Origin of the sequence: Candidatus Aramenus sp. CH1, from assembly GCA_022678445.1 — an archaeon.
Lineage (GTDB): Archaea > Thermoproteota > Thermoprotei_A > Sulfolobales > Sulfolobaceae > Aramenus.
Genome location: JALBWU010000011.1, coordinates 1 through 22,144 on the forward strand (window position 1 = coordinate 1; position 22,144 = coordinate 22,144).

The window sequence follows — 22,144 nt, forward strand, 5'->3', positions numbered from 1 at the left end:
CGCGTTTCTGCGCTTTCCATAACGTTAAGGTTGACAGAAATTCCAAGGGGTGTCGATAGCTGTCCTTTTGGCCGTAAACTTCACAGCGACGTCAACAGTGCGTTAAACATTGTGAAACTTGGAGTTAAGAAGATTGTCAACGCTTTGGCTCTTTCCTTTCTCTTCACATCACGGAGTATCTCCCTTAAAGGGGAGTAACGCCTTAGACCTATGCAGAACCCTCGCAGGGAGGGGAGGGGGTCAGATCCACCTTAAAACGGTCTCTTCTCAGTCCAACTGAGTGACGTGATGACGTTAGAGGGATTTGCCGTAAATTCTTCAACAAAGTTTATTAAGTTGCATAATCATTGTAATAATAAACCGTAACATAAAAGTATTGAACTAACGCTTTTAGACTTTTCTACTCGTATAAGAGGGGATAACCCTATATTTCTTTTCAAAATTAACATTAAACTATGAAAAAGAAGGTAGTTGTAATAGGTGGCGGAATAGGAGGAATGGGAGTAGCCACCACTTTAGCGGGTAAGGGCTTTGACGTAACTGTAGTTAACAAAGACCACTATTACGTAACGGGACCTAGCAGACCTCTCCTATTAACCGGAGAGCAAAGACTCGAAAGGATGACGAGAGGATATGAGGAGGTGGGCAAGCAGGGGATTAAGGTGATTACGGGCAACGTCTACAAGGTCGATCCAGCAAACAGGAAGGTCTACGTAGCAGAGACCTATATGGGATCAACAGGGGAACTTACATACGACTACTTGGTAGTAGCCCCGGGAGTCGTCTACGACGGTAGTAAGATCAACGGCTACGACAAGTACTGGTGGAAGGTCACTAACGTCTACGACTTAGGCAGGCTCAGCGTCCTAAAGGAAAAGTTGTGGAGCTTGAACAGCGGGAACGTGGTAGTTTACGCACCTAAGGCCCCCTATAGATGCGCTCCTGCTCCAACGGAGACTGCTATGCTGATTCACACAGTCCTAGTTAATAGGGGGGTAAGGGACAAGTTTAACATTACTTTCATTGACGCTAACGACAAGACTCAGCCCCCGTTCATAGCAGATGTCGTGTCCAAGACTCTTGAGCAAGCTAAGATTCAGCTGGTGACTAACCAAGAGATAGCGGAGATAGGTGAAAACGAGGTCGTAACGACGAGCGGTGAGAGGTATAAGTTCGACTTGCTGGCGATGTTAGAGCCGAACAGGGCTCCGTCATTTATATCTGAGGCTGGACTTGGCGAGAACTTCGCCGACGTGAGGTCACCGCAGGACTTGAGGAACCCCAAGTACGACGACGTCTTGGCGGTTGGAGACGCAGCAAAACTACCATTTCCCAAGAACCAAGAAATAGCGTTTGAGAGCTCGTTGTTCGCCGCCAACAAGATAATGGAGATGGAGGGACTCTCAGAGAAAGTCCCTGTGCAGTACGCATTTGTAGGTTGGGCCTACTTAGGAAACTTAGAGGGCAAGTTAGAGACGCTTAGCCTGCAGTTCAGCCTCGATTTGACCTCCTCGCCTCCAAAGCCAGGAAAAGACCCTCAGTTAAAGAAGGAGTACACTACGCAGAAGGACAACTGGGAACAAGCGTACTTGTCAAGGTTATTTGGATATAAAGTATAAAAATCACAACCTAAACGTCACAACACTTTTCTTTTTCTCAGCCTTCCAGTCCACATTTACCGGTGGTAGTCCCTTCAAGCTCCTTAAGTAGTTATAAGCGCTTAGGGCAGCCTTTACGCCTTCAGCAGACGCCACTATAGCCTGTTTGTAAGGAGTCTGGGTGACGTCACCTGCAGCAAATACCCCTTCAACTGACGTTCTACCTAGTTCGTCCACTATTACCTCCCCTTTTTCGTTTAGCTTCACGAAACCCTTTAAGAACTCTGTCCTAAGCTCGTATCCCATCTCTATTATAACTCCGTCAACCTTCAACTCCTTAGTCTCGCATGTCTTTAAGTTTTCTATTACTATGGCCCCGACCTTGTTCTCTCCTTTGATACCCTTTACTGTGTAGCCCAAGTACAGCTCGACGTTTTTCCTCTTGGCTACACTGTCTACCACTTCCGGTTCTCCAACCAGTTGTGGCGTTCTGGAAACGTAGTACGCTGGCTTAGCATACCTTGAGAGTAACTCTATTGCCTCAAGTCCTGGCTCTCCTTCTCCCACCACTGCGGCGGGCACGTCTTTAAAGAAGGCAGCGTCGCAGATGGCGCAATAGGAAACTCCTTTTCCTTTAAGTTCGTTTTCCCCGGGGACGTTAAGCTCCCTTGGCGACTTACCAAAGGCCAGGATCACTGCCTTAGCCTTGTACTCGCCCTTTAATCCCTTAAGGATAAAGTAGTCGCTTTCCTTTGATATCGCCCTAATTTCTTCGCCGTAGATAAACTTGGCGCCAAACTTCTTGGCTTGACTTTCTACTTTTGTAGCCAACCCTATGCCCGTATCAGCATTTATGGCTGGGTAGTTCTCTATTAGCTGTGTAAGGTTAAGCTGACCCCCTAGATCCTTGGAGACTACTAGGGTAGAGAGCTTCTGCCTAGAGGTGTAAAGGGCGGCGCTTAGTCCTGCAATACCGGCGCCTACAATTATAACGTCGTATATTCCTTCATGCGAATTGCTCATGGCAGTATACCTTCTCAAAATACAGTTAAAAGTTTATTTTTAAAATCTAATAAATAGATATCAAATAGTGTTTTGCTCATGTATATTATAAAAAGATGGAATTTTCAGCAAGTACCTAGTCGTCTACATGGTCCAATAATCTTTTTGCGAGCGATGAAGCTATAAAGGAATCCCGTTGTCGCAATACAGATGTGGAGATAATTAGATAGATTAGATAGAAGACCCGTTATAAATACGGCGACTACATTATACGCGCGAGGGAAGGTCGGTATTACGTGTATAAGCTAGAGAACGTTGAAGGCGGGATGAAGGAAACTTACGTCTGCCCCTTAATTGATGTGGTTGAGATTTACCTAAAATTGAAAAATACGGAAACTGTGGGGCAGAACCCCACAGTGCGACCGCCGGGATTTGAACCCGGGATCACTGGCTTGGGAGGCCAGCGTCCTACCAGGCTAGACTACGGCCGCAATACTAATTTACCTAGAAGGGCTAAAAAACTTAATGATGAGAAGAGGGTCGAATGACCTCGGTGATTAGCGCTGGAAATTCTGAACGTTTTTGGTCCTATTTAGGTTTATAATCATCGACTTTACTTATAATCTATGGGTAAGTTATTTGGTACAGACGGTGTCAGGGGAATTATAAACAGGGAATTAACCCCGGATCTAGCTCTGAAACTGGGAAAGGCCATAGGGACCTTCTTCGGAAAGGGGTCTACTATCCTACTCGGAAGGGACGCTAGGGCCGGAGGGGACATGTTCGCTAGGGCTGTGGAGAGCGGGTTGATGAGCGCAGGCGTCAAGGTTTATGAGGGCGGATTTGCACCAACTCCAGCCCTACAGTACGCTGTGAAGACGCTGGGTTATGATGCAGGCGTCATAATAACAGCTAGCCACAACCCAGCTCAGTACAACGGCATTAAGGTAATAGATAAGGACGGTGTTGAAGTGTCCAGGGAAAAGGAAAAGGTAATAGAGGACATTTACTTCTCAGAGAGGTTCTCAGCCGTAGAATGGACCTATCTGACCTACGACGTCAAAAGAGAGGACAGGGTAATAGATACGTACGTTAAGGGCATCTTGTCCCACGTTGACGTCGAAAAGGTGAGGAAAAAGGGTTACAAGGTGCTTATAGATGGCGCCAATAGCGTAGGTTCTATAACTACCCCCATTGTTGCCAGGGAACTTGGCTGTAAAATAAACGCGGTAAACACCAACCTCGACCCTCTGTTCCCGGCAAGGACTCCTGAGCCTACCATGGACAGTCTGAGGGAGACGGCTAAGGTAGCGTCTGACTTAGGAGTTGACTTGGGAGTGGCCCACGATGGCGATGCAGATAGGGCTATATTCATCGACTCTAAGGGAAGAGTGCAGTGGGGGGACAGGAGCGGAGCCCTACTGTCGTACTGGGCGTCAACTAAGGAGAGCGGGTTCCCTAGGAGAATATTCACGGCGGTGTCTAGTTCCGTCTTGGTGGAGGAGTTCCTCTCAAAGTTTAACATCGAGGTGAAGTGGACGAAGGTGGGTAGCGTGGACATAGCCCACGCCCTTATGGAGGAAAAGGGAATAGCCGGGTTCGAGGAGAACGGCGGTTTCATATTCCCTGTACACCAGTACGTCAGGGACGGAGCCATGAGCTTTGCCCTAATGTTGGAATACATGGCGAGCGAAAACGCTACCTCTGCCCAGCTCTTCGACTCCCTCCCCCAGTATTATCCTGTGAAGACAAAGGTAGAGATAAAGCCCTCCTCAGATGTACAGAGGATCTACAAGGAGCTTAAGGCCACCTACGGCAACAGGGGGGAAATCATAACCGTTGATGGCGTAAAAATAGTGACAAAGGACTACTGGTTCCTAGTTAGGAAAAGCGGTACAGAGCCAATAATAAGGATAATGATTGAGGCAAAGGATCAAAATCTGGCAAGCTCTTTAGCCTCAGAGTTAGTTAAGTTTGTGGGGAGTTTAACTTGAAGTACAGGCTAATAGACCTTTTGGCGTGTCCCATGTGCAAGAAGTTTCCTTTAGAGCTATACGTCTTCGAGGTCAGGGAGGTTCAGAGGAGCACTGACGAAAAAAAGCCCCTCTGCGAGCTTTACTGCGCTTACAAGGGAAGTTATATAAAGGAGCTACAGCAACCTCCGCCATGCGACGAGTGCTTCAGGAAGGAGATCGTGGAGGGACTCCTTTTCTGCACCTCTTGTAAGAGGTGGTATCCAATAATAGACGAGATACCGAGGATGTTGCCCGACAACCTAAGGAAGAAAGAGGAGGACTTGAGGTTCCTCGAGAAAAACAGAACTAGGATCCCCAAGGAAGTTCTGGAAAGTGGTTTGCCAGTGAACATGAAAAGTTAAAATGAGCTTATTAATAGGTTTGCCAATAGTATATTTGGTGTAACTCGATGGAAAGTTCCTTTATATCTAACTTAGACGAGTGGATAAAGATGCAGAAGAACTTGCTGGCGACGCTTAAGGACATGGAAAAGCAGGACAAGGATTTGGATAGGCTTGACTTGATCCTTGAATCGAGGGTAGCGTTTCAGCACATGATGAGGACGATAAAGGCCTTTGACCAGTGGCTTCAAGACCCCATGGTCATAAGGCACATGCCTAAAGAGATGTTGGAGGACGTAAAGAGGACAAGCTGGCAGATACTGAGGGAGCTGTTGGAACTGGACATTAGGCACACCTCTGAGGCAAAGGAACTAATAACTAAGCTGGGCAAGGAAGGAAAGTTAGATCCACTAATATGGAGTAGACCACTCTTCGAAGAACAGCAGACGCAGAGTAGTAGAAGAGGTACCTTCACGACAATGTGAAGTGAAAGGAAAAAGGAATTTCAAAAACTTTTACCTTCTTCTACTTCTTCTTTCAGACCTTAGCTTTAACGAGTACTCCTCGTCTATGGCTACGACCTTGTTTTTAAGCTCATTGAGGGCTTGAGTAAAGGAGTTCTTGAAAGCGTCGTCAATTAGCAACATATTTCTCTCCAACGTCTCTTCTCCGCTCATGGTTAGCTTTAGTTTCTTGTTACCAGGGTCGTTCTCTATGAGACCTAGGTAGAGGAGCGACGTAATATCGTCCTTTAACTGTTGGCTTACAACATTGCCCCCTATTACGCTAAAGGGGTAGCCCATATCGAAACCCTTGTCCTTAGCCTCGTAGAGAAACTGCGTTAAAGCTTTCTCGGATACCGAGTTTAAGGTCTTAATAATATAGAGTAATTGTAATTTTCTCTTGTCCTCCTTAACTACTGAAGGATTTATCACTTGACGGGTGACTACTTTAAGGTCCTTGGACTTAGAAGTCTGAGATGGTTGTGACAATCTATTCCCCTCTACCTATTTTGTATTACCCCTTATTATATTAACTATTTCCTTTGTCGCTGAGTAGGGGTCTTTGCTCTTGGTTATTGCCCCACCTACAACGTAGATGCTGATAGGTATATCAAGCAAGTCCCTTATAGCGTTCCCGTTTAACCCACCAGCAACAGACACAGCGGTGAACTTGGAGATTTCCCTTATCTCCTCTTTCAGTGCGGCTACAGTTATCCCGCGTTTCTTCTGGACGTCTAGTCCCACGTGGAGGCCTATTATGTCCACTCCTAGCTCCTTAAGCTCCTTTGCCCTGGTTACCACGTCCTTCACGTTTATTAGGTCAGCTTGGACTAGTACGTCCAGTTCCCTTGCCTTCTTTACTGCCGATTCAATGGTAGAGTCGTCCATTATACCTAGGACAGTCATGATGCTAGCGCCTCCCAGTTTAGCTATTTGTACTTCCACGTCCCCCGCGTCCGCCGTTTTCGTATCTGCCAATACTGCTCTACCTCTTGACACTTCCAAGATCCTCCTAATTCCCCCTATACCGGAGGACTTTAACAGCGGAGTCCCAACCTCTACTATGTCCACACCCGCCTCCACCGACTTTTCAGCCACCTTAACGGCCTCCTCTAGGTCGATGAAGTCAAGGGCTACTTGAAGGTGCTTTCTTTGCTTGAGGCTTTGAAGAATATTTTCCTTGATCATATCGATTACTCAGCGGTTTGAGTAATAATAAGCTAAGCTACAAAAGAGTTTTTATTTTAGAAAGTTGAAAAGGCGTTACTGTGATTGCTAGGGATGGCTAAGTATGTGATAGTGACGGGAGGAGTGCTGTCAAGCGTAGGAAAGGGCACAGTGGCAGCTTCCGTAGGGCTTCTTTTAAAGAACATGGGATACAAGGTAACTGCGGTAAAAGTAGACCCCTACATAAACGTAGACGCAGGTACGATGAATCCATACATGCACGGAGAGGTGTTCGTGACAGAGGACGGAGCCGAAACTGACCTCGACCTAGGACACTACGAGAGATTTTTGGACATAAACATGACTAAGCACAACAACATTACCGCCGGGAAGGTCTACTTTAACGTCGTAAAGAAGGAAAGGCAAGGGAAGTACCTAGGGCAAACAGTGCAGATAATCCCACACGTGACTGACGAGATAAAGTCCATGATTAGGGAGGCGGGAAAGCTAGAGAACGCCGACATAGTGATAATCGAGATAGGCGGTACCGTAGGTGATATAGAGAGTTTGCCTTTCCTAGAGGCAGTAAGGCAATTGAGGCTTGAGGAAGAGGAGAACAACGTAGTGTTCGTACACGTGGCGCTTGTTGAGTACCTTAACGTTACAGGCGAGCTAAAAACGAAGCCCCTCCAGCATAGCGTCCAGGAGCTCAGGCGGATTGGGATACAGCCCGACATCATCATCGCGAGGTCGACAGTCCGTTTAGACGAGGAGACCAAGAAAAAGATAGCCCTTTTCACTAACGTTAGGTACGACTACATCTTCTCTAGCTACGACGTTTCAACCGCCTACGAAGTACCGTTAATCTTGAACGAGCAAGGTTTAGCCCAAAAGCTTTCTGAGAAACTCAAGCTAAACGACGTAACACCAAACCTCGAGAGCTGGAAGAAGTTTGTCGAATCATTAAAGGACGGAGATAAGAAGGTTAAGATAGCTCTGGTAGGCAAGTACACAAGGCTTAAGGACAGTTACTTGAGCATTAAGGAGGCGATACTCCACGCTTCTGCCTCTTTGGGCGTAAAGCCCGAGCTGGTTTGGATAGAGTCAACGGACCTAGAGAACAACGTCAACCTTGACCAAATCTTAGGGAAGGTGAACGGTATCATTGTGTTGCCCGGCTTCGGTAGCAGGGGAGTGGAAGGTAAAATAAGGGCAATAAACTACGCTAGGACCCACGACATACCCTACTTGGGCATATGTTATGGGTTGCAGTTGGCAGTTGTGGAATTTGCGCGGAACGTCTTGAAACTGGAAGGAGCTCACACAACCGAAGTTGACCCCTCTACTCCTCATCCTGTAGTAACCCTTCTTGACGAGCAGAAGAGGGTCACGCAGTACGGGGGTACTATGAGGTTGGGCTCCCAGAAGATTATCCTAAAGTCAGGGACGATAGCGTATTCCCTTTACGGAAGGGGCGAGGTGTACGAGAGGCATAGGCACAGGTACGAGGTTAACCCGCAGTACGTGGACAAGTTCCAGGAGGCAGGACTTGTTGTATCTGGAGTGAGTGAGAACGGACTGGTGGAAATGATAGAGCTCAAAAACCATAGGTTCTTCGTAGCAACGCAGGCACACCCTGAGTTTAAGAGCAGGCCCCTAAATCCATCGCCCCTGTTCGTGGGGTTCTTGAAAGCTACCCTAAGTGCTTGACTTGAGGTTAATTATTATCTTATCATATTTGTTTTTTACCATTTTCTTAATACCTTTTACTCCATTTGAGTACTCTACTTCGATTAAGCCTGCGCTCTCCAAAAGGGCCAGTTGACTGCTCACGTTTCCCTTAGTCATCTGCAGTTCCTCGCTCAGCTCGGTTACACTCTTTGGCGATTCCGCAACTATTTTCAAGATATTTATCCTGGTCATTGAGGACAAGGCATCGGCGATCCTCATTATTTCCTCAGGGTCTTCCAAGACTAGGTCCATGTGGAAGAGCTTGCCTCGTATCATTCAAAAGGATTTGCACACATTGTGCGTCATTCTTTTATAGTGGTTATATGAAGTAGTAAGAAGAGGAGAGAAATTTTGCAGACTAAAGTAGAGAATCCCTTAAAGAATTTGAGGTCTGCAGTTAATAAAATTGTACTCGTGAAGCTTAAGGACGGCTCTGAGTACATTGGAAGGCTAGAGCAGACCGATGGTACCATGAACCTAGTACTTAGGGACTGCACAGAGATGGTCGAGGGTTCCAGCGACCCAGTCGCGAAGTACGGGAGAGTTCTCATAAGGGGGAGCAATATTCTGTTTGTCAGCGTCGACTACGAAAGCATAATGGACAGGGAGAAGTAAGCTTTTTTAAAAAGACGTAGGTAGTTGAGTTACTATGAAAAACATAAACATTCAGCCTGCCAGAATCGCAAATATGGACAACCTTGAAGTGGAGCTGGTAGAGAGAAAGGGAGTAGGACATCCTGATTACATAGCCGACTCCGCCTCCGAGGAAGCCAGTAGGAAGCTTTCGCTCTACTACCTTAAGGAGTTCAACACTATACTACATCACAACTTGGACAAGACCCTGGTTGTTGGAGGTCAAGCTAGCCCTACATTCAAAGGAGGAGAAGTCCTTCACCCGATATACGTTATAGTTGCTGGTAGGGCTACTACTGAAGTTAAGACTGAAAAGGGAGTGGAGAACGTACCTGTTGGGACTATAATATTGGACGCAGTAAAGGAGTGGATAAGGAACAACTTTAGGTATCTCGACGCTGACAAGCACGTGATTGTGGACTACAAAATAGGAAAAGGTTCCGCTGACTTAGTTGGCATCTTCGAGAAGAGCAAGACCAAACCATTGTCCAACGATACAAGCTTTGGGGTAGGCTTCGCCCCCTACTCTACCCTCGAGAACTTGGTTTTTCAGACGGAGAGGTTCCTCAACTCAAAGGGGCTAAAGTTAGAACTACCAGAGGTAGGTGAAGACGTAAAAGTAATGGGGCTCAGGAGAGGGAAGGAGATCTACTTGACTATAGCTATGGCTACAATAAGTCAGCTCATTGACGATGCTCAGCACTACTTATCAGTAAAGGAACAAGTGAAGGAGAAAGTGCTGGACTTGGCCAAGAAACTGGCTCCGGACTTCGACGTTAAGGTGTTTGTGAACACAGGAGACAAACCAGAGAACGGTATTTACTACCTCACCGTCACTGGAACCTCCGCAGAGCACGGAGATGACGGTATGACGGGCAGGGGTAATAGGGGTGTTGGGCTAATAACTCCCATGAGGCCTATGTCGTTGGAGGCAACTGCTGGTAAGAACCCAGTGAACCACGTCGGAAAAATATACAACGTGCTGGCAAACTTAATAGCTAAGAAAGTGGTCGAGGAGACCCACGTGCTAAACGCTCAAGTGGAAGTTCTAGGTCAGATAGGCAGACCCATTGACGATCCGTTAATAGTTAACGTAGAGGTCAATCCAGGCAACGAGAGGATAAGCGATGACTTGAAGAACGAGATCAACGGCGTAGTGGAGGAATACCTCAATTCGATGCAAAAAATAACTGAGCTAATTCTAGACGGAAAAGTTATGCTCTTTTAATCTAGAAAGCCTATATTTCTCGATTAACCTCTTTACGTCATCCACTTTAATATCCTGGTTTAACTCCTTCTCCCTCTGCAAGACCTTCAAGTCTTGTATTAACTTAGGATCCACTACGGCTAGGTCGGCATCTACGTAAAGGGCCAACTCCTCGTTTACCTCTTCACCTAGTGCAAAGAGCTTTCCGTTATTAACGTAAAGTAGCGGAGAGTCCTTTGAAACGACAGCTAGTTTTCCCCTAAGTAAATCGGATATGAGCGTGTTGTATCTTTCGATCTTCTCCTTTATTTTCAGGTTCTCTTCTTGAAGTTGAAGTATGGCCTTGTTCTTTTGCTCTATTATGTTGTTGAGCTCGTAAATTTTCCTGTCCTTCTGCACTTCTGTGTTGTACTGTAGTCTAATCTCCTCAATCTTCTTCTCTAGTTCCTCCTTCTCCTTAAAGAGATTTTTGAGGATAGCCCTTAGCCTATTGTTCTCGTGTTTTAAGAACGTCAACTCGTCGTCGATGTTTTTCAACGGTTTTTGTTGAGCGGTTGAGGTGATTACTAGCTTAGGCTGTTCCTTACCCTCCAGTTTCTTCTCGATTTCTCTTTCTATACACTCCGCAAGTGTACTTCCACTTATTATACATCTAAACACCACGTTTTCGTCAATGTCAATGTCGAACCTTCTTATCAAGCTCTCGCTTTGCCTTATCTTCTTCTCCACTTCGTTATACGCTTTTAAAGCAGCGGCCAGCGCGTCCCTAATGTGGGGATTCGTTATCTTAAGCCCAAATCTCTCGCAGTACTGGTTTAACATTTCCTGCTTCTCGTCAACGCTCAAGGATTTTTCTGGAACGTAGATCTTTGAGTTAAGGGCACCGGCGAGCCTCTTCACCGTGTCGGGCAAAGGATTAACGTCAGTAGACAATATAACTGGGACTCCCTTCTCTCTAACTAAAGATATTATGTCGTCCCTATCTATACCTCTTCTGCTTTCAAGAAGTACTGGTTTTCCGTAGAAGTCTATTGCCGCTATCCCCACTTCTATCCCAGGGTCTATGCCTATGATTAGCGGCTTTGATGCCTCCTTCTTGTCGGCGAATTCAATTTTAGTCTTATACACTGGTCTTATTTCAAGATTTACGTCGTGTCCCCTCATTTTCTTAACTATCCCGTATAGGCTCTCCCTGGAAGCGTAAACAACGAACACAGCCCCCTCCATGCCTGCCTTAGTTTTCTTTACGATGACGTCGTAGTCAAAGCCGTTCTTGTCTAAGGCCTCCTTTACTTGTTTAAAGACCCTTAGCACAAGACCTCTCAGATGTCTTTTATACCTGTTAGAGCTCATACCTCCTGGTCCAGATCTTCTGCCCTTTGATATAATGATCTTGGTCTTGTTCTCTATTAGTTTAATTTTAGTGCCAGCTCCCTTAGATGCAAGAAGGGCGGCTAGATACGCAGTACGCAGAGGATTTGGTTTGCCTTGCACCTCAACGCCGTAGAGTTTAGCTACCTCCCTTATGTCCTTGAACTCCCCATTCAGGTAAGTTACTTGGACTACCTCAACGCTCTCCGGAAAGAGGCTAAGTACCTTTACTACTTCCCTATCGCTGCTCCCTAACTCGTAGACGTTGTCTGTTGCAATAACTGAAATTTCCTGTTCCCACGCTATCCTTATAACCCTGCTTAGGTGAACGTTCTCCATTTTCTGAATGACGTTACCCACTTCGTCCATTACTACAATAGAGTACCTAGGCTGTGAAGCTGAAAGAGGACTATTCCTAGGCTCAATGTCTATGCCCAGGAATTTCCTCATGGCCCACCACTTACGTACTCTATAGCTTGGTCTAGGTCGTACTCGATCCTGTACTTCTTCCTGAAGAAGTCAAGAATATTTAGCAAGTCCCTTCTTAGAAGTTCGTTGTTATGTCTTTGCCACTGTGGCCAATCAATCACATACGGTTTCTCTGAGTTGTCAACAATTACGTTGTAAGGGCTAAGATCACCGTGTACCAACCCATCACAGTAGTTAAAGGCTATCCTAATCGTACCTAGAATAACGTCGAGGACCTCCTTTGGCGAACTTAGATTAGCGTATATTAACTTGTTTCCTTCAACGAATTCGCTGGCTACTCCATTGTAAGCGAGTCCCAGGGGCCTCGGTACAGATCCCATGTTTTTATTGACGCATTCTAACGCCTCGTATTCTCTCTTGGCGTTGTCGAGCGTGACTGAGACCCAGTTCTTCCTCTCGGTGTATCCACGGAGTTTACGTGCGTTTCTGTAACTTGTCCTCCCAACCCTGTGGAACTTCACTACAATTACGTTGTAATTGAAGTCGTAGCCATAATATACTATACTTTCCTTTCCCTCGCCTATTACGTCTCCGAGGGACTTTACGACGCCTTTAGCGTAAAGACTTTTTGTAGCCACTACGTCAATCCCTGAGAAGCTCAACCTATAGGATATCTCTCCTTTTATTCTCTCTCTGGAGATTAACCTTAGTCCCTCCAACTTTACTAACGCCACGTCCAACTCTTTGCTAGTAAAACCAAGCCTGTCCTTGATCACCGATTTTGGTACGTACTCGTAAAGGTCTCTTAGCTCTATCAAGGTCTTGAGAATAGCGTAATCAGAAGACGATACTAAAGAAGTCTTCTCTGCTAAACTGGCTAAAGGCATAATTTCTAAAATATTAATGGGAAATTGGGTTATTATTGTTTGTTGAAGCGGTGTTTTTTACCTCGACCTTCTTTATCTCGCTCCTTCCAGGCATAAGCTTAGTAATCTCGTTGGCAATTACCTTTGCAGGTAACTCGAGTTTCTTGGAAAAATCTCTGGCTATCTTTTCTGCAACTTTGCCAGGGTCTGTTCCTCCTGGGGCAATAACTACGTAAGCGTCGCATTTTTCTGAGATTGTGTCCACAGGCCCAGCCTCCACTCTGACCTCGTTCTCACCCTTGCATACGCCTACAGCTAGCTCGAGTTTTACGTTGTTGACGAAGTTCTTTTTACCGTAAATCATGAACGAACCCTTGGGCAAGTACTCTCCTGCAGGCGGAGACTTGGAAACTTGACTTCCATAGACCCAGAAGACGTCCACAGAACCTAGCCCAACTTTCCATGCCTTTGAGTAACACGCTGCTATAACTGCCGCGTCCCTCATGTCTTCCTCTTGTATACCCTCAGGGTCCTTTATTACGGTGGCTGCTGCACCTTGTATGTTAGCGTGGAGGAATATGTCCCTCTCTCCTAGTAGCTTTCTCACAATGCTTTCGTTTTGGTCCTGGTCCTTTCCCGCTATCACCAGGTACCCGTGCCTAGTGAATGACCATCTGTACTTCTCGTACCACTCCTTTTTCCTAAACGATATTGCAGACTCCCGGTTCTTTTCCTCTATTTCAGCGCTTAAGCTCTGGAGTTTCTTCTTTAGCTCCTCAAGCGTTTCTTCCGCCCTTTTAGCCTTTTGCGAGTATTCCTTCGCTTCGTCGAAGTACTTTGAGGCGTTTTTCATTGCAGATAGCTTGGGGTCTATTTCCACCTCGTAACCGTCTAGCTTCAATGTAAACTTCTTGGCGTTCCTCTTTATTTCGTCCTCTACCAGCTGGTAATTACTCACTATAAGTCTTCCAATAGTCCTCAACTTTTCCTCTTCCTTCTTGTACTCGTCTATGGTGGAGAGCAATTGGTTAATAGAGCTCTCTAGCCTTTTCTTTTCCTCCTCGATTTTCTCTGACTTTCTCTTCACAGCCTCTACTTTTTCCAGTTTGGTGAAGTACTCGTCGAGTGCGTCGTTAAATGACTTTGCCTCCACGCAGTTCTCAAACCTTATTGGCATGACGTTATTCTCGCTGTAACACGGTGTAACGTGACCGTTCTTAAGCTGGTCCTCAAACTCCTTAAGCTTCCTCTTAGCCTCTTCTAGCTCACTTAAGCTGTTGGCTCGGATTCCCAAGTAACTTATGATATCCTGTGGAGCTCCTAGTACCCTACTCAAGTTCCCCTTCTGTAAGTTTTTTTCTATTTCCTTGACGTCCATTGTAGGTTTTGGAGGCGCAGAGTACTGGTGCCCTGGTCTTATCGTCCTGTCCTTAAATTCCCTGTACTCGGTCGAAAACAAAACCTTGTTCTGCTGGTCAGCGACGACTAACAGACCCCTGGGCAGTAGCTCGACGTAAATTGAGTTACCGTTACTTAAATCAATCCTCAGTATTCTCTCGTCGTTTACAATACTTACGCTCCTTATAGAAGCGTCCCTAACGTGCTCCCTCAATATCCTTGCCTTCGTGTCCAACGTCTTTTCCCTTTCATACTTGGTGAAGTGAATTCTCCTCCCTGGCTCAATTATCAGTTCCTTGATCCCTTGTGGACAGTGCAGTTTAAAGACAAAGACGTTGGGAATAACAGTAGAGTAAACGTTGTCAATTCTGCAGTTAACTAAGTTAGAGTTTTCACTTATCCACGCCACGAGGTCGTAGTAGCTCATAGAGGTCTTCGTTGCAAACTTTAAAGACATCTTCCCTTACACACATGATATGGATATCGAAGATAAAATATTGCTTTTGAGAGGTGTATTGGGGGTTGTTGCAGGTGCTATATCGAGCTTTGTGGGCTCGATTGTCTCAGCCGGCGTCGTGGCCCTAATAGGTTATGTACTGTCCGTGCTCGTAGTCTACGTTATGTTTAAGCACGGGAAGAAGTGGCTGTTGTTCGGAAAGGGAACACTGACGTACGTTGTTGCTTGGTTTTTAATACTGGTCTTGGTATATAATATCCTAGTTTGACACATGCAGACTCAAAAGTTCATTGTAGACGCCATGCTCGGAAAGTTGGCGCGGTGGCTCAGGATTCTAGGCTACGATACCCTTTACGACAGTAGCTACGAGGACTGGAAGATAATTAAGACTGCTGAAGAGCAAAAAAGGATAATAGTCACTAGGGATAGGGGACTGTGCAATAGGGCTAGGAAAAAGGGGCTCGAGTGTTTTATGGTTAACCCGGACTACGACATTGTGAATACGCTAGCTCAATTGGCGAAGAAGTACAGGATAGACCTCCACGTAAACGTGGACGCAACTAGGTGTTCCGAATGTAACGGCATATTGTTGAAGGTTGGGGAAAACAAGTGGCAGTGTTCTAGGTGTAAGAAGGTTTACTGGAAGGGGAGACATTGGAGGACTATTGAGGAGATTCTTATTAAGGCACAGAGCAGAGTAGAAAGTAATGAAGGATCTAGTGACAATAGAGGAACTAAACCTAGAGGAAGGGAAAAAGCTAGTAAGGATAGCCAGACTAGCGATAATGTCGAAGCTGAAGTTAATAGACAAGTCTGAAGACATCTCAGATGAAATTCTGAATAAGAAGGGCTTGGCTTTTGTAACTCTAGAGACTAAGAGGGGAAACACCTACTCTCTTAGGGGTTGTATAGGGTACATAGAGGCTGTAGCTCCATTAAAGGACATAGTGTATAACGCTGCAATTGCCGCTGCGTTCTCGGACCCTAGATTTCCGCCCCTTAGAAGGGAGGAGTTTCAGGATGTGATAATAGAGGTCACGGTTTTGACAAAGCCAGAAGTGGTTGACGTGCCTAAAACGGAATTACCTAAGGTTATCAAGGTTGGCGAAGACGGGCTTATAGTGGAGAAAGGTATCCTCTACAGCGGGTTACTCCTGCCTCAAGTCCCTATGGAGTACTGCTGGGACTCTGAGACTTTCCTTGCTGAGACGTGTATAAAGGCGGGACTTAGTCCAGACTGTTGGCTTTACGAAGATGTTAAGGTTAAGAGGTTCAAGGGTATAATATTCAGGGAAATAGAACCGGACAACGTGATAATGATCAAGCCCTCAGAAGTCAAGTGCAAGAGACTAGGGGAGGAATGAAAGTGCAAGGTCTTTATCATATATAACTTTTTAGGTTACAAAGATAAAGTATTGGGAGTGAATTCCATGTCAGAAGAGGAATATGCAGAGTTATTCACGCCAGAAGTTGAAAGTGCTTTGCAGGATGCCCTTAAAGACATGAAAGGTCCCGTAGACGTGTATGTATTTATAGACTCTTCGGACAGGAACTGTAATTACTGCGAGGTAACGAGAAAGTTCCTCGATTTTGTGAGCAAAGCTGCACCTAAAGACGAGAGCGGGTCTAGTTTACTAAAGGTCCACGTTGTGGACAGGGCGAAGGAGAGCGATAAAGCTCTGTTCTCGGAATTTAACGTATCTAGGGTTCCGACAGTAGCGTTCTACAAGGGGTATATCAGGTGGACCGGAGCTCCACTAGGCGAGGAGATAAGGGCGCTAGTGGAAACTATAGTGAGGCTCTCGCAAGGAGAAAGCGGTCTAAGTTCAGAGACCGTCAACGCGATAAAGGAAAAACTAAACGGACAAGTAAAGGTCGAGGTAGTGGTGACTCCATCTTGTCCATATTGTCCTTACGCAGCTCTGCTATCTCACATGGTAGCTTATGAGGCCTGTAAGGCAGGTAAATGCAACATCATATCTGACGTAGTTGAGGCATACGAGAACCAGGATATAGCCGAGAAGTACCAAGTAATGTCTGTCCCAACCCTTGCTGTGAACGAGTCAGTGGAGTTCATAGGAGTACCAAACGAGGAAAACTTCATTGATACCCTAGTCCAAAAACAGAAGTAATACCCAAGCCCTGTTTTTCATTAAGTTTATAACGAATAGGGTTCAAGTTTTAAGGATAATGAAGACCATTATAATTAAACTCACAGACGAGGAATATGCAAAGCTCGAGGAGGAGGCAAGAAGGGAGGGCTACGTTCTGTTAACGGAGTACGTGAGGTCTAAGTTACTCTCGAGCTCTGCTTTAGCCCCTTCAAGTTCTTCACGGGTCGAGAGCGTCAATTATGAAGAAATGCTGCGAAAAATAGAAAGGAAAGTACAAGACATGATCAACCCGTTTACTTCTCAAATTGAGGATCTTAAGAAAAGGCTTGCAGACCTCCAGGAGAGGGTTGATTCCTTCGAAGAGAAGAGCCCCAAACCTAAGGAGCTCCAACCAAAGGAGAAATCGCAGAGACCGCCTACTGCTCAGGAGAAAAAGACTGCCCTAGATATCCTGTCGGAGCAAGGGGTCATCTTCGAAAGCGAGCTAAAGCTGAAGGATCCGGATAGGTTCTTTGAAAAACTGGAAAGGGAAGGAGCAAAGATCATAGTCACAGAGAAGGAGAGGATAGCAGTCGACCCTAACTTCTATAATAGCTTCGTAGACAAACTCTCGAAGTTATCGGCACAAGACGACGAAACTGCGAAGCAACAGCTAGGCAAGAGGGAGTTTAAGATGTTCCAGAAGCTAAAGGAAGCTGCGTACATATACTTTGATAGCTCCTCGAAGTCTTGGAAGTTCGTGCAGTAGTGCTTAACCTATGAACTTAGGTAAGGTCACCCCCCTTTGACCTTGGTACTTCCCCTTATATGGGTTCTCAACTGGGGTCAAGGTCTTAGCGAAAATTAAGTGGATGAACCTAGTACCCGCCTTGACCTTCACGGGGAAGGAGCTCCCTATGACCTCTATTGTTACCTGGCCCTCAAAACCCGCGTCGACAATTGTAGGGGGCACCATTAACCCCAGCCTGGCGAAGGAAGACCTTATGTTGACGAAGGCCATTATGTCGTTGGGCAACTTCACGTACTCCTTAGTCGTCAGGAGGACGTGTTCCTGCGGGTATATTACGAACTCGCTACCGTTTTCGATGTCGTAAAAGTCGCTTAAGTCTTCCCCCACTGTGTACACCCTGTCCGTCTTCTTGAACCTCGCTATCTGCTCACCTACTCTCAGGTCAACGCCGTTCTCCCTCACTGTGTCGTCGCTTATTGGCTCAATGAGTATCCACTTTTTCTCAAGGTAGTATTTTAGATCTCTGTCTCCAAGTATCATGTCTAAACAAACATTTTCTCCCGTTTACTTAAAGACATTGTGGGTTAATATTCCAGGGTCAGTGTAACTCTGACAAGTCACCAACTCCTATTGCCTTTATTCATCATCAAACGTTAATAACGCTGACATGAAGATAATAATTTATGGAGTTTAAAATTATAGCTGAGTACTTCGACCGTCTCGAGAAGATAAGCTCAAGGATTCAGCTTACCTCTATTTTAGCTGATCTCTTTAAGCAGACAGATAAGAGCGTCATAGACAAAATAGTCTACCTAATTCAAGGCAAATTGTGGCCAGACTTCTCTGGTCAACCTGAGATAGGAATAGGCGAGAAATTCCTAATAAAGGCCATCTCCATTGCCACTGGAGTTAAGGAGGATGAAGTCGATAGCCTATTTAAAAAGTTGGGAGACCTAGGACAGGTGGCCTTTGAGCTAAAAAAGAAGTCTCAATCATCGAGCATACTCTCGTTTCTGGGAGCCCAGAGTGCTCAAGGCCTTACCGTGGAGGAGACTTACGAAAACTTGGTGAAGATAGCTACTGCTCAGGGAGAAGGGAGCAGGGACATAAAGATAAGGCTCCTCGCGGGCCTACTGAAGAAGGCCACCCCAGTTGAGGCGAAGTACCTCGTCAGGTTCGTAGACGGTAGGTTAAGGGTGGGTATAGGCGACGCGACCATTCTAGACGCACTTGCAATAACGTTCGGGGGAGGAGAGGCTGATAGGAACATAGTGGAGAGGGCATACAACCTCAGGGCAGACCTAGGAAATATAGCGAGAGTACTAGTGGAAAGGGGCATAGAGGCAATAAAGTCCATGAAGCCCATGCCGGGTATTCCAATTAGGCCAATGTTAGCTGAGAGGCTTTCCGATCCTGCAGAGATGCTGAAAAAGGTAAACGGAGTTGCCTTAGTGGATTACAAGTACGACGGGGAGAGGGCTCAAATACACAAGGCCGGGGACAAAGTCTACATATTCTCGAGAAGGCTCGAGAATATAACAAACCAGTACCCGGACGTAATAGAGTACGTGACTAACTACGTGAAGGGCAACGAGTTCATAATAGAGGGAGAGATAGTCCCCGTTGACCCAGAAAGCGGTGAGATGAGGCCGTTCCAGGAGCTCATGCACAGGAAGAGGAAGACGGATATCCACGAGGCAATAAAGGAGTACCCAGTAAACGTCTTCCTGTTCGACCTTATGTATTATGAGGGAGAAGACTACACGACTAAGCCCCTTCTGGAGAGGAGGAGCAAGCTGGAGTCCATAATATCTGAAAACGATAAGGTACACATTGCGACGCATATTGTGGTCGACAGCGTGGAGAAGCTAAAGGAATTCTTCTTCCAGGCTATTTCAGAAGGAGCCGAGGGCGTTATGGTCAAGTCCATATCTAGCGATTCTAACTACCAGGCTGGATCGAGGGGATGGTTATGGATTAAGTTCAAGAGGGACTACCAGAGCGAGATGGCAGACACTGTTGACCTAGTGGTAGTAGGGGCGTTCTATGGAAAGGGTAAAAGAGGGGGAAAGTACAGTTCGCTATTAATGGCAGCCTACAACCCGGAGAAAGACGTGTTCGAGACTGTGTGTAAGGTGGCGTCTGGCTTTAGCGATGAGGAACTGGACGAGCTTCAGAAGAGGGTTGAGGAGCTCAAGAGGCAAGACAAACACCCAAGGGTTGACTCTAAAATGGTTCCAGACATCTGGGTGACGCCTTCTTTAGTTGCCGAGATAATAGGCGCAGAGATCACCATATCCCCGCAACACACGTGCTGTAGCGACAAGTACGAAAACGGAGGGCTCTCGATTAGGTTCCCAAGGTTTATAAGGTGGAGGCCAGACAAGAGCCCGGAAGACGCCACAACAAACCAGGAAATCTACGAGATGTACAACTCCCAGTTAAAGAAGATAACTGAGAAGAGTGGCGAGAGCATCTAATATAAAACGCCTTACGCCAATTTATTTTATGCACGTAAAAATCGAAGCCAATGGTGCCATAATAGTAGGGGAGAACTTTACAATTGACGGGCATTCAGAGAGGAACTTTAGGGTCGTGACACACTTTCATTCGGACCACATAGTTGACCTCTCTAAGAGCGTTAAGGAGTGCAACGGAGTCGTCGCAACTCCCCAGACCTTGGACGCGTTGGAGGTGCTTGGGCACAAGATACCGCAGAAGAAGAGGTTAGGCCTCAAGTACGACTTAAGGCTTCACGTAGAAGACGAGTCAGTAGTGCTTAAGCCAGCTGAACACATATTGGGCTCTGCCCAAGTTATGATAACCTTGAAGGACGGCACCACAGTGGCTTACACTGGGGACTTCAAGAATCCGGGGAAAGGGACGCCAATATTGAACCCCGACATTCTCGTAATTGACTCGACCTACGGTAGGCCGGAATTTAGGAGACCGTTCAAGGAGGAGGTGAACTCCCTCTTTCCGGACTACGTCAACGACGCCCTTGTCAGTGGACCTGTGAGGATATACGCCTATCATGGAAAGATCCAAGAGGTGATGAAGTTTCTCAGGAGGGCACAAGTAATAGCCCCTTTCGTTGCGGAGGGAAAAGTCTACGACTTAACTATGGTGGCCAAGAAATACGGAGAGGAGATAGGGGAGGTATTTAACAGGAACGACCCCCATGCCAGTGAGATCTTAAAGGAGGGCTGGTACGTTGAGTTTAAGCACTTTCATGAGTTTAGGAACAGGGAGAAAGGGTTCACAAATTTCGTGCTCACGGGCTGGCAGTTCGACAAGCCATTTAAGCGAATAGACAGCTCTTCAGTCTCCGTTGCCTTCAGCGATCACGGGGACTTCGAAGAGACGATATATTACGTAGACAACTCCTCCGCCAGTCTCGTCATAGTAGACGGAGGGAGAAAGGGGTACTCCAACGACCTCGCCAAATACATTAATGAGAGGCTTAAGAAAAAGGCGATAAGCATGCCCTAAATTACCATCTCCTCCCTCACAAGCCTGTTTTTCTGGAACCTGTCTGGGGAAAACACGTCGAAGAACCTGTTCCTTTTCCCGTCTGCTACGAGCTCCGCCATTAGTTTCCCGGAGAACGGGGAAAACATCATTCCATGTCCGCTGTAGCCTGCGTCCACGTATAGTCCTTCTGGCCAGTTTTCTGAAAAGCCCATTACGTGAGAGTGGTCCGGGGTCATCTCGTAATACCCGCTCCATCCCCTCATTATACCTATTCCCTCTGCACCCCTTATGAGACCTCTTACGATCCTAAGGAACTTTAGGGCTTCATCTAGGCTTACCGTAAAGGGGAGGTAACCTCTCTCACTGGTCGACTCCACCCCTCCAATGATCTCCCCCTTCAATGTCTGGGAGAAGTAGACGTCCTTGCCTAAGTCGATAACTAGTGGCTTTACTTTGTACTTTAAGTCCTCTGTAATGAATATCTGCTTCCTCTCAGGGTAAATCGGGAGGTCTGGTACTATTTGGGAGCTCCATGCCCCTGCCGTTATCACCACTTTGTCTCCTTCGATGAACCTCCCATCGCCAGTAGTCACTCCCTTTACCCTCCCCTCACCTACGACGCCCTTTACCTCTCCGTAGATCATCTTTACGTCTCTTCTTATTTCCTCGAAGTAGCTGTAGAGTATGTAGTCGTGGTGAAAGGCTCCATCCTGGGGCGCAAAGTAGCAATTGTCCTCTACCTTAAGGAAGTCGAATTCTCCGCATTCCGCGAATTTTCCTCCTACGCCTAAAGACGCCCAAAGCGAGTGGAGCTTTTTGAAGTAGTCAAGAAGCCTCTCGCTTAATATCCACAAGTACCCCGATCTGTATAGAAGGGCGTTATAGCGGAGTTCCTTAGCGGATCTCTCTAGGTACTTTATGGCCTCCAGAGCAAACTCTACGTTTTCCCTGCTGTAAAAATGGTATCTGAACCTTCCTGCATTCCTGCTACTCGACCCATAGCCTATCCTCTTCTTCTCGATGATTACAACGTCCTTTACGCCCATCTTGTGTAGATGATAAGCTAAGCTTAACCCGTGGCTTCCACCGCCAACTATTAGGATCATGG

General features: G+C 46.4%; 24 protein-coding genes, 1 tRNA gene and 1 pseudogene. 16 read left to right on the forward strand and 10 right to left on the reverse strand.

Annotation, left to right across the window (positions count from 1 at the left end; all coding sequences use genetic code 11):
- The coding region (locus MPF33_09485) for a hypothetical protein (protein MCI2415455.1) at positions 1–198 on the forward strand (198 nt) is incomplete at its 5' end.
- A gap of 257 nt (positions 199–455) precedes the next feature.
- Complete coding sequence (locus tag MPF33_09490) at positions 456–1,619, forward strand: NAD(P)/FAD-dependent oxidoreductase (protein MCI2415456.1); 1,164 nt, start codon at positions 456–458, stop codon at positions 1,617–1,619.
- 3 nt (positions 1,620–1,622) lie between these two features.
- On the opposite strand, the gene MPF33_09495 is transcribed toward MPF33_09490, so the two are convergent.
- On the reverse strand, positions 1,623–2,621 hold the full coding sequence (locus tag MPF33_09495; GenBank protein ID MCI2415457.1) for an FAD-dependent oxidoreductase: 999 nt from the start codon (positions 2,619–2,621) through the stop codon (positions 1,623–1,625).
- Between the two features lie 275 nt (positions 2,622–2,896).
- Between MPF33_09495 and MPF33_09500 the strand changes: the two are divergent.
- Positions 2,897–2,986, forward strand: a pseudogene (locus MPF33_09500) (putative integrase).
- Between the two features lie 31 nt (positions 2,987–3,017).
- Here MPF33_09500 and MPF33_09505 read toward each other — a convergent pair.
- Positions 3,018–3,091: transfer RNA gene (locus MPF33_09505), tRNA-Gly, on the reverse strand.
- 135 nt (positions 3,092–3,226) lie between these two features.
- Between MPF33_09505 and glmM the strand changes: the two genes are divergently transcribed.
- From glmM to MPF33_09520, 3 genes are read left to right on the forward strand one after another with little or no spacing between them, the layout of a single operon-like run.
- Positions 3,227–4,594: a phosphoglucosamine mutase gene (gene glmM, locus MPF33_09510; protein MCI2415458.1), complete on the forward strand. Its 1,368-nt coding sequence runs from the start codon at positions 3,227–3,229 to the stop codon at positions 4,592–4,594.
- A complete protein-coding gene (locus MPF33_09515) occupies positions 4,591–4,977 on the forward strand; it encodes a Trm112 family protein (protein ID MCI2415459.1) in 387 nt (128 codons plus the stop codon). Before glmM ends, MPF33_09515 begins: the two co-directional genes overlap by 4 nt.
- Before the next feature lie 47 nt (positions 4,978–5,024).
- Complete coding sequence (locus MPF33_09520; protein MCI2415460.1) at positions 5,025–5,441, forward strand: DUF2153 domain-containing protein; 417 nt, start codon at positions 5,025–5,027, stop codon at positions 5,439–5,441.
- A 30-nt stretch (positions 5,442–5,471) separates the two neighbouring features.
- Here MPF33_09520 and MPF33_09525 read toward each other — a convergent pair whose 3' ends face one another.
- Together MPF33_09525 and MPF33_09530 are read right to left on the reverse strand one after the other, a co-directional pair.
- A complete protein-coding gene (locus MPF33_09525; GenBank protein ID MCI2415461.1) occupies positions 5,472–5,948 on the reverse strand; it encodes a hypothetical protein in 477 nt (158 codons plus the stop codon).
- A 15-nt stretch (positions 5,949–5,963) separates the two neighbouring features.
- Entirely contained in the window at positions 5,964–6,644 is a 681-nt protein-coding gene (locus tag MPF33_09530) for an orotidine 5'-phosphate decarboxylase (protein ID MCI2415462.1), read from the reverse strand.
- Positions 6,645–6,740: 96 nt separating this feature from the next.
- On the opposite strand from MPF33_09530, the gene MPF33_09535 reads away from it, so the two are divergent.
- The gene (locus MPF33_09535) at positions 6,741–8,336 is read left to right on the forward strand and encodes a CTP synthase (protein ID MCI2415463.1); all 1,596 of its coding nucleotides are present in this window, start codon (positions 6,741–6,743) and stop codon (positions 8,334–8,336) included.
- Here MPF33_09535 and MPF33_09540 read toward each other — a convergent pair.
- The gene (locus MPF33_09540; GenBank protein MCI2415464.1) at positions 8,325–8,609 is read right to left on the reverse strand and encodes an ArsR family transcriptional regulator; all 285 of its coding nucleotides are present in this window, start codon (positions 8,607–8,609) and stop codon (positions 8,325–8,327) included. The genes MPF33_09535 and MPF33_09540 overlap by 12 nt on opposite strands.
- Positions 8,610–8,708: 99 nt before the next feature.
- Here MPF33_09540 and MPF33_09545 point away from each other — a divergent pair, with 99 nt between their 5' ends.
- Together MPF33_09545 and MPF33_09550 are read left to right on the forward strand one after the other, a co-directional pair.
- Entirely contained in the window at positions 8,709–8,972 is a 264-nt protein-coding gene (locus MPF33_09545; GenBank protein MCI2415465.1) for a U6 snRNA-associated Sm-like protein LSm6, read from the forward strand.
- A 34-nt stretch (positions 8,973–9,006) separates the two neighbouring features.
- Positions 9,007–10,218, forward strand: coding sequence for a methionine adenosyltransferase (locus tag MPF33_09550; protein ID MCI2415466.1), 1,212 nt, complete (start codon positions 9,007–9,009; stop codon positions 10,216–10,218).
- On the opposite strand, the gene MPF33_09555 is transcribed toward MPF33_09550, so the two are convergent.
- The 3 genes from MPF33_09555 to MPF33_09565 are packed head-to-tail and all read right to left on the reverse strand — an operon-like array spanning position 10,192 to position 14,718.
- On the reverse strand, positions 10,192–12,018 hold the full coding sequence (locus MPF33_09555; GenBank protein ID MCI2415467.1) for a DUF460 domain-containing protein: 1,827 nt from the start codon (positions 12,016–12,018) through the stop codon (positions 10,192–10,194). The genes MPF33_09550 and MPF33_09555 overlap by 27 nt on opposite strands.
- Entirely contained in the window at positions 12,015–12,884 is an 870-nt protein-coding gene (locus MPF33_09560) for a serine/threonine protein kinase (protein ID MCI2415468.1), read from the reverse strand. Before MPF33_09560 ends, MPF33_09555 begins: the two co-directional genes overlap by 4 nt.
- Positions 12,885–12,897: 13 nt before the next feature.
- The gene (locus tag MPF33_09565) at positions 12,898–14,718 is read right to left on the reverse strand and encodes an NFACT family protein (protein ID MCI2415469.1); all 1,821 of its coding nucleotides are present in this window, start codon (positions 14,716–14,718) and stop codon (positions 12,898–12,900) included.
- Positions 14,719–14,737: 19 nt separating this feature from the next.
- Between MPF33_09565 and MPF33_09570 the strand changes: the two genes are divergently transcribed.
- From MPF33_09570 to MPF33_09590, 5 genes are all read left to right on the forward strand, one after another.
- A complete protein-coding gene (locus tag MPF33_09570; protein MCI2415470.1) occupies positions 14,738–14,986 on the forward strand; it encodes a hypothetical protein in 249 nt (82 codons plus the stop codon).
- Positions 14,987–14,989: 3 nt separating this feature from the next.
- Positions 14,990–15,535 carry a hypothetical protein gene (locus tag MPF33_09575; GenBank protein ID MCI2415471.1) on the forward strand — a complete coding sequence of 182 codons (546 nt, stop codon included), beginning with the start codon at positions 14,990–14,992 and terminating at the stop codon, positions 15,533–15,535.
- A complete protein-coding gene (locus MPF33_09580) occupies positions 15,426–16,082 on the forward strand; it encodes a TIGR00296 family protein (GenBank protein MCI2415472.1) in 657 nt (218 codons plus the stop codon). Before MPF33_09575 ends, MPF33_09580 begins: the two co-directional genes overlap by 110 nt.
- Positions 16,083–16,148: 66 nt before the next feature.
- Positions 16,149–16,850, forward strand: coding sequence for a thioredoxin family protein (locus tag MPF33_09585; GenBank protein ID MCI2415473.1), 702 nt, complete (start codon positions 16,149–16,151; stop codon positions 16,848–16,850).
- A gap of 58 nt (positions 16,851–16,908) precedes the next feature.
- Positions 16,909–17,580, forward strand: coding sequence for a CopG family transcriptional regulator (locus MPF33_09590; GenBank protein MCI2415474.1), 672 nt, complete (start codon positions 16,909–16,911; stop codon positions 17,578–17,580).
- A gap of 3 nt (positions 17,581–17,583) precedes the next feature.
- Here the strand turns inward: MPF33_09590 and dcd are convergent, their stop codons facing one another.
- Positions 17,584–18,102 (reverse strand): dCTP deaminase, encoded by a 519-nt coding sequence (gene dcd / locus MPF33_09595; protein MCI2415475.1) that lies wholly within the window; start codon positions 18,100–18,102, stop codon positions 17,584–17,586.
- Positions 18,103–18,245: 143 nt separating this feature from the next.
- Here dcd and MPF33_09600 point away from each other — a divergent pair, with 143 nt between their 5' ends.
- Positions 18,246–20,042, forward strand: a complete 1,797-nt coding sequence (locus MPF33_09600; GenBank protein MCI2415476.1) for an ATP-dependent DNA ligase — start codon at positions 18,246–18,248, stop codon at positions 20,040–20,042.
- A 28-nt stretch (positions 20,043–20,070) separates the two neighbouring features.
- Positions 20,071–21,054, forward strand: coding sequence for an MBL fold metallo-hydrolase (locus MPF33_09605; protein ID MCI2415477.1), 984 nt, complete (start codon positions 20,071–20,073; stop codon positions 21,052–21,054).
- Here MPF33_09605 and MPF33_09610 read toward each other — a convergent pair.
- Positions 21,051–22,142: an FAD-binding oxidoreductase gene (locus MPF33_09610; GenBank protein ID MCI2415478.1), complete on the reverse strand. Its 1,092-nt coding sequence runs from the start codon at positions 22,140–22,142 to the stop codon at positions 21,051–21,053. The two genes, MPF33_09605 and MPF33_09610, sit on opposite strands and share 4 nt — an antisense overlap.
- Positions 22,143–22,144: the final 2 nt, after the last annotated feature.

Coding starts and splice junctions, on each gene's coding strand:
- MPF33_09490 (MCI2415456.1), top strand. CDS start 456: ATGAAAAAGAAGGTAGTTGTAATAGGTGGCGGAATAGGAGGAATGGGA.
- MPF33_09495 (MCI2415457.1), bottom strand. CDS start 2,621: ATGAGCAATTCGCATGAAGGAATATACGACGTTATAATTGTAGGCGCC.
- glmM (MCI2415458.1), top strand. CDS start 3,227: ATGGGTAAGTTATTTGGTACAGACGGTGTCAGGGGAATTATAAACAGG.
- MPF33_09520 (MCI2415460.1), top strand. CDS start 5,025: ATGGAAAGTTCCTTTATATCTAACTTAGACGAGTGGATAAAGATGCAG.
- MPF33_09535 (MCI2415463.1), top strand. CDS start 6,741: ATGGCTAAGTATGTGATAGTGACGGGAGGAGTGCTGTCAAGCGTAGGA.
- MPF33_09540 (MCI2415464.1), bottom strand. CDS start 8,609: ATGGACCTAGTCTTGGAAGACCCTGAGGAAATAATGAGGATCGCCGAT.
- MPF33_09550 (MCI2415466.1), top strand. CDS start 9,007: ATGAAAAACATAAACATTCAGCCTGCCAGAATCGCAAATATGGACAAC.
- MPF33_09555 (MCI2415467.1), bottom strand. CDS start 12,018: ATGAGGAAATTCCTGGGCATAGACATTGAGCCTAGGAATAGTCCTCTT.
- MPF33_09560 (MCI2415468.1), bottom strand. CDS start 12,884: ATGCCTTTAGCCAGTTTAGCAGAGAAGACTTCTTTAGTATCGTCTTCT.
- MPF33_09565 (MCI2415469.1), bottom strand. CDS start 14,718: ATGTCTTTAAAGTTTGCAACGAAGACCTCTATGAGCTACTACGACCTC.
- MPF33_09570 (MCI2415470.1), top strand. CDS start 14,738: ATGGATATCGAAGATAAAATATTGCTTTTGAGAGGTGTATTGGGGGTT.
- MPF33_09575 (MCI2415471.1), top strand. CDS start 14,990: ATGCAGACTCAAAAGTTCATTGTAGACGCCATGCTCGGAAAGTTGGCG.
- MPF33_09580 (MCI2415472.1), top strand. CDS start 15,426: ATGAAGGATCTAGTGACAATAGAGGAACTAAACCTAGAGGAAGGGAAA.
- MPF33_09585 (MCI2415473.1), top strand. CDS start 16,149: ATGTCAGAAGAGGAATATGCAGAGTTATTCACGCCAGAAGTTGAAAGT.
- MPF33_09590 (MCI2415474.1), top strand. CDS start 16,909: ATGAAGACCATTATAATTAAACTCACAGACGAGGAATATGCAAAGCTC.
- dcd (MCI2415475.1), bottom strand. CDS start 18,102: ATGATACTTGGAGACAGAGATCTAAAATACTACCTTGAGAAAAAGTGG.
- MPF33_09600 (MCI2415476.1), top strand. CDS start 18,246: ATGGAGTTTAAAATTATAGCTGAGTACTTCGACCGTCTCGAGAAGATA.
- MPF33_09605 (MCI2415477.1), top strand. CDS start 20,071: ATGCACGTAAAAATCGAAGCCAATGGTGCCATAATAGTAGGGGAGAAC.
- MPF33_09610 (MCI2415478.1), bottom strand. CDS start 22,142: ATGATCCTAATAGTTGGCGGTGGAAGCCACGGGTTAAGCTTAGCTTAT.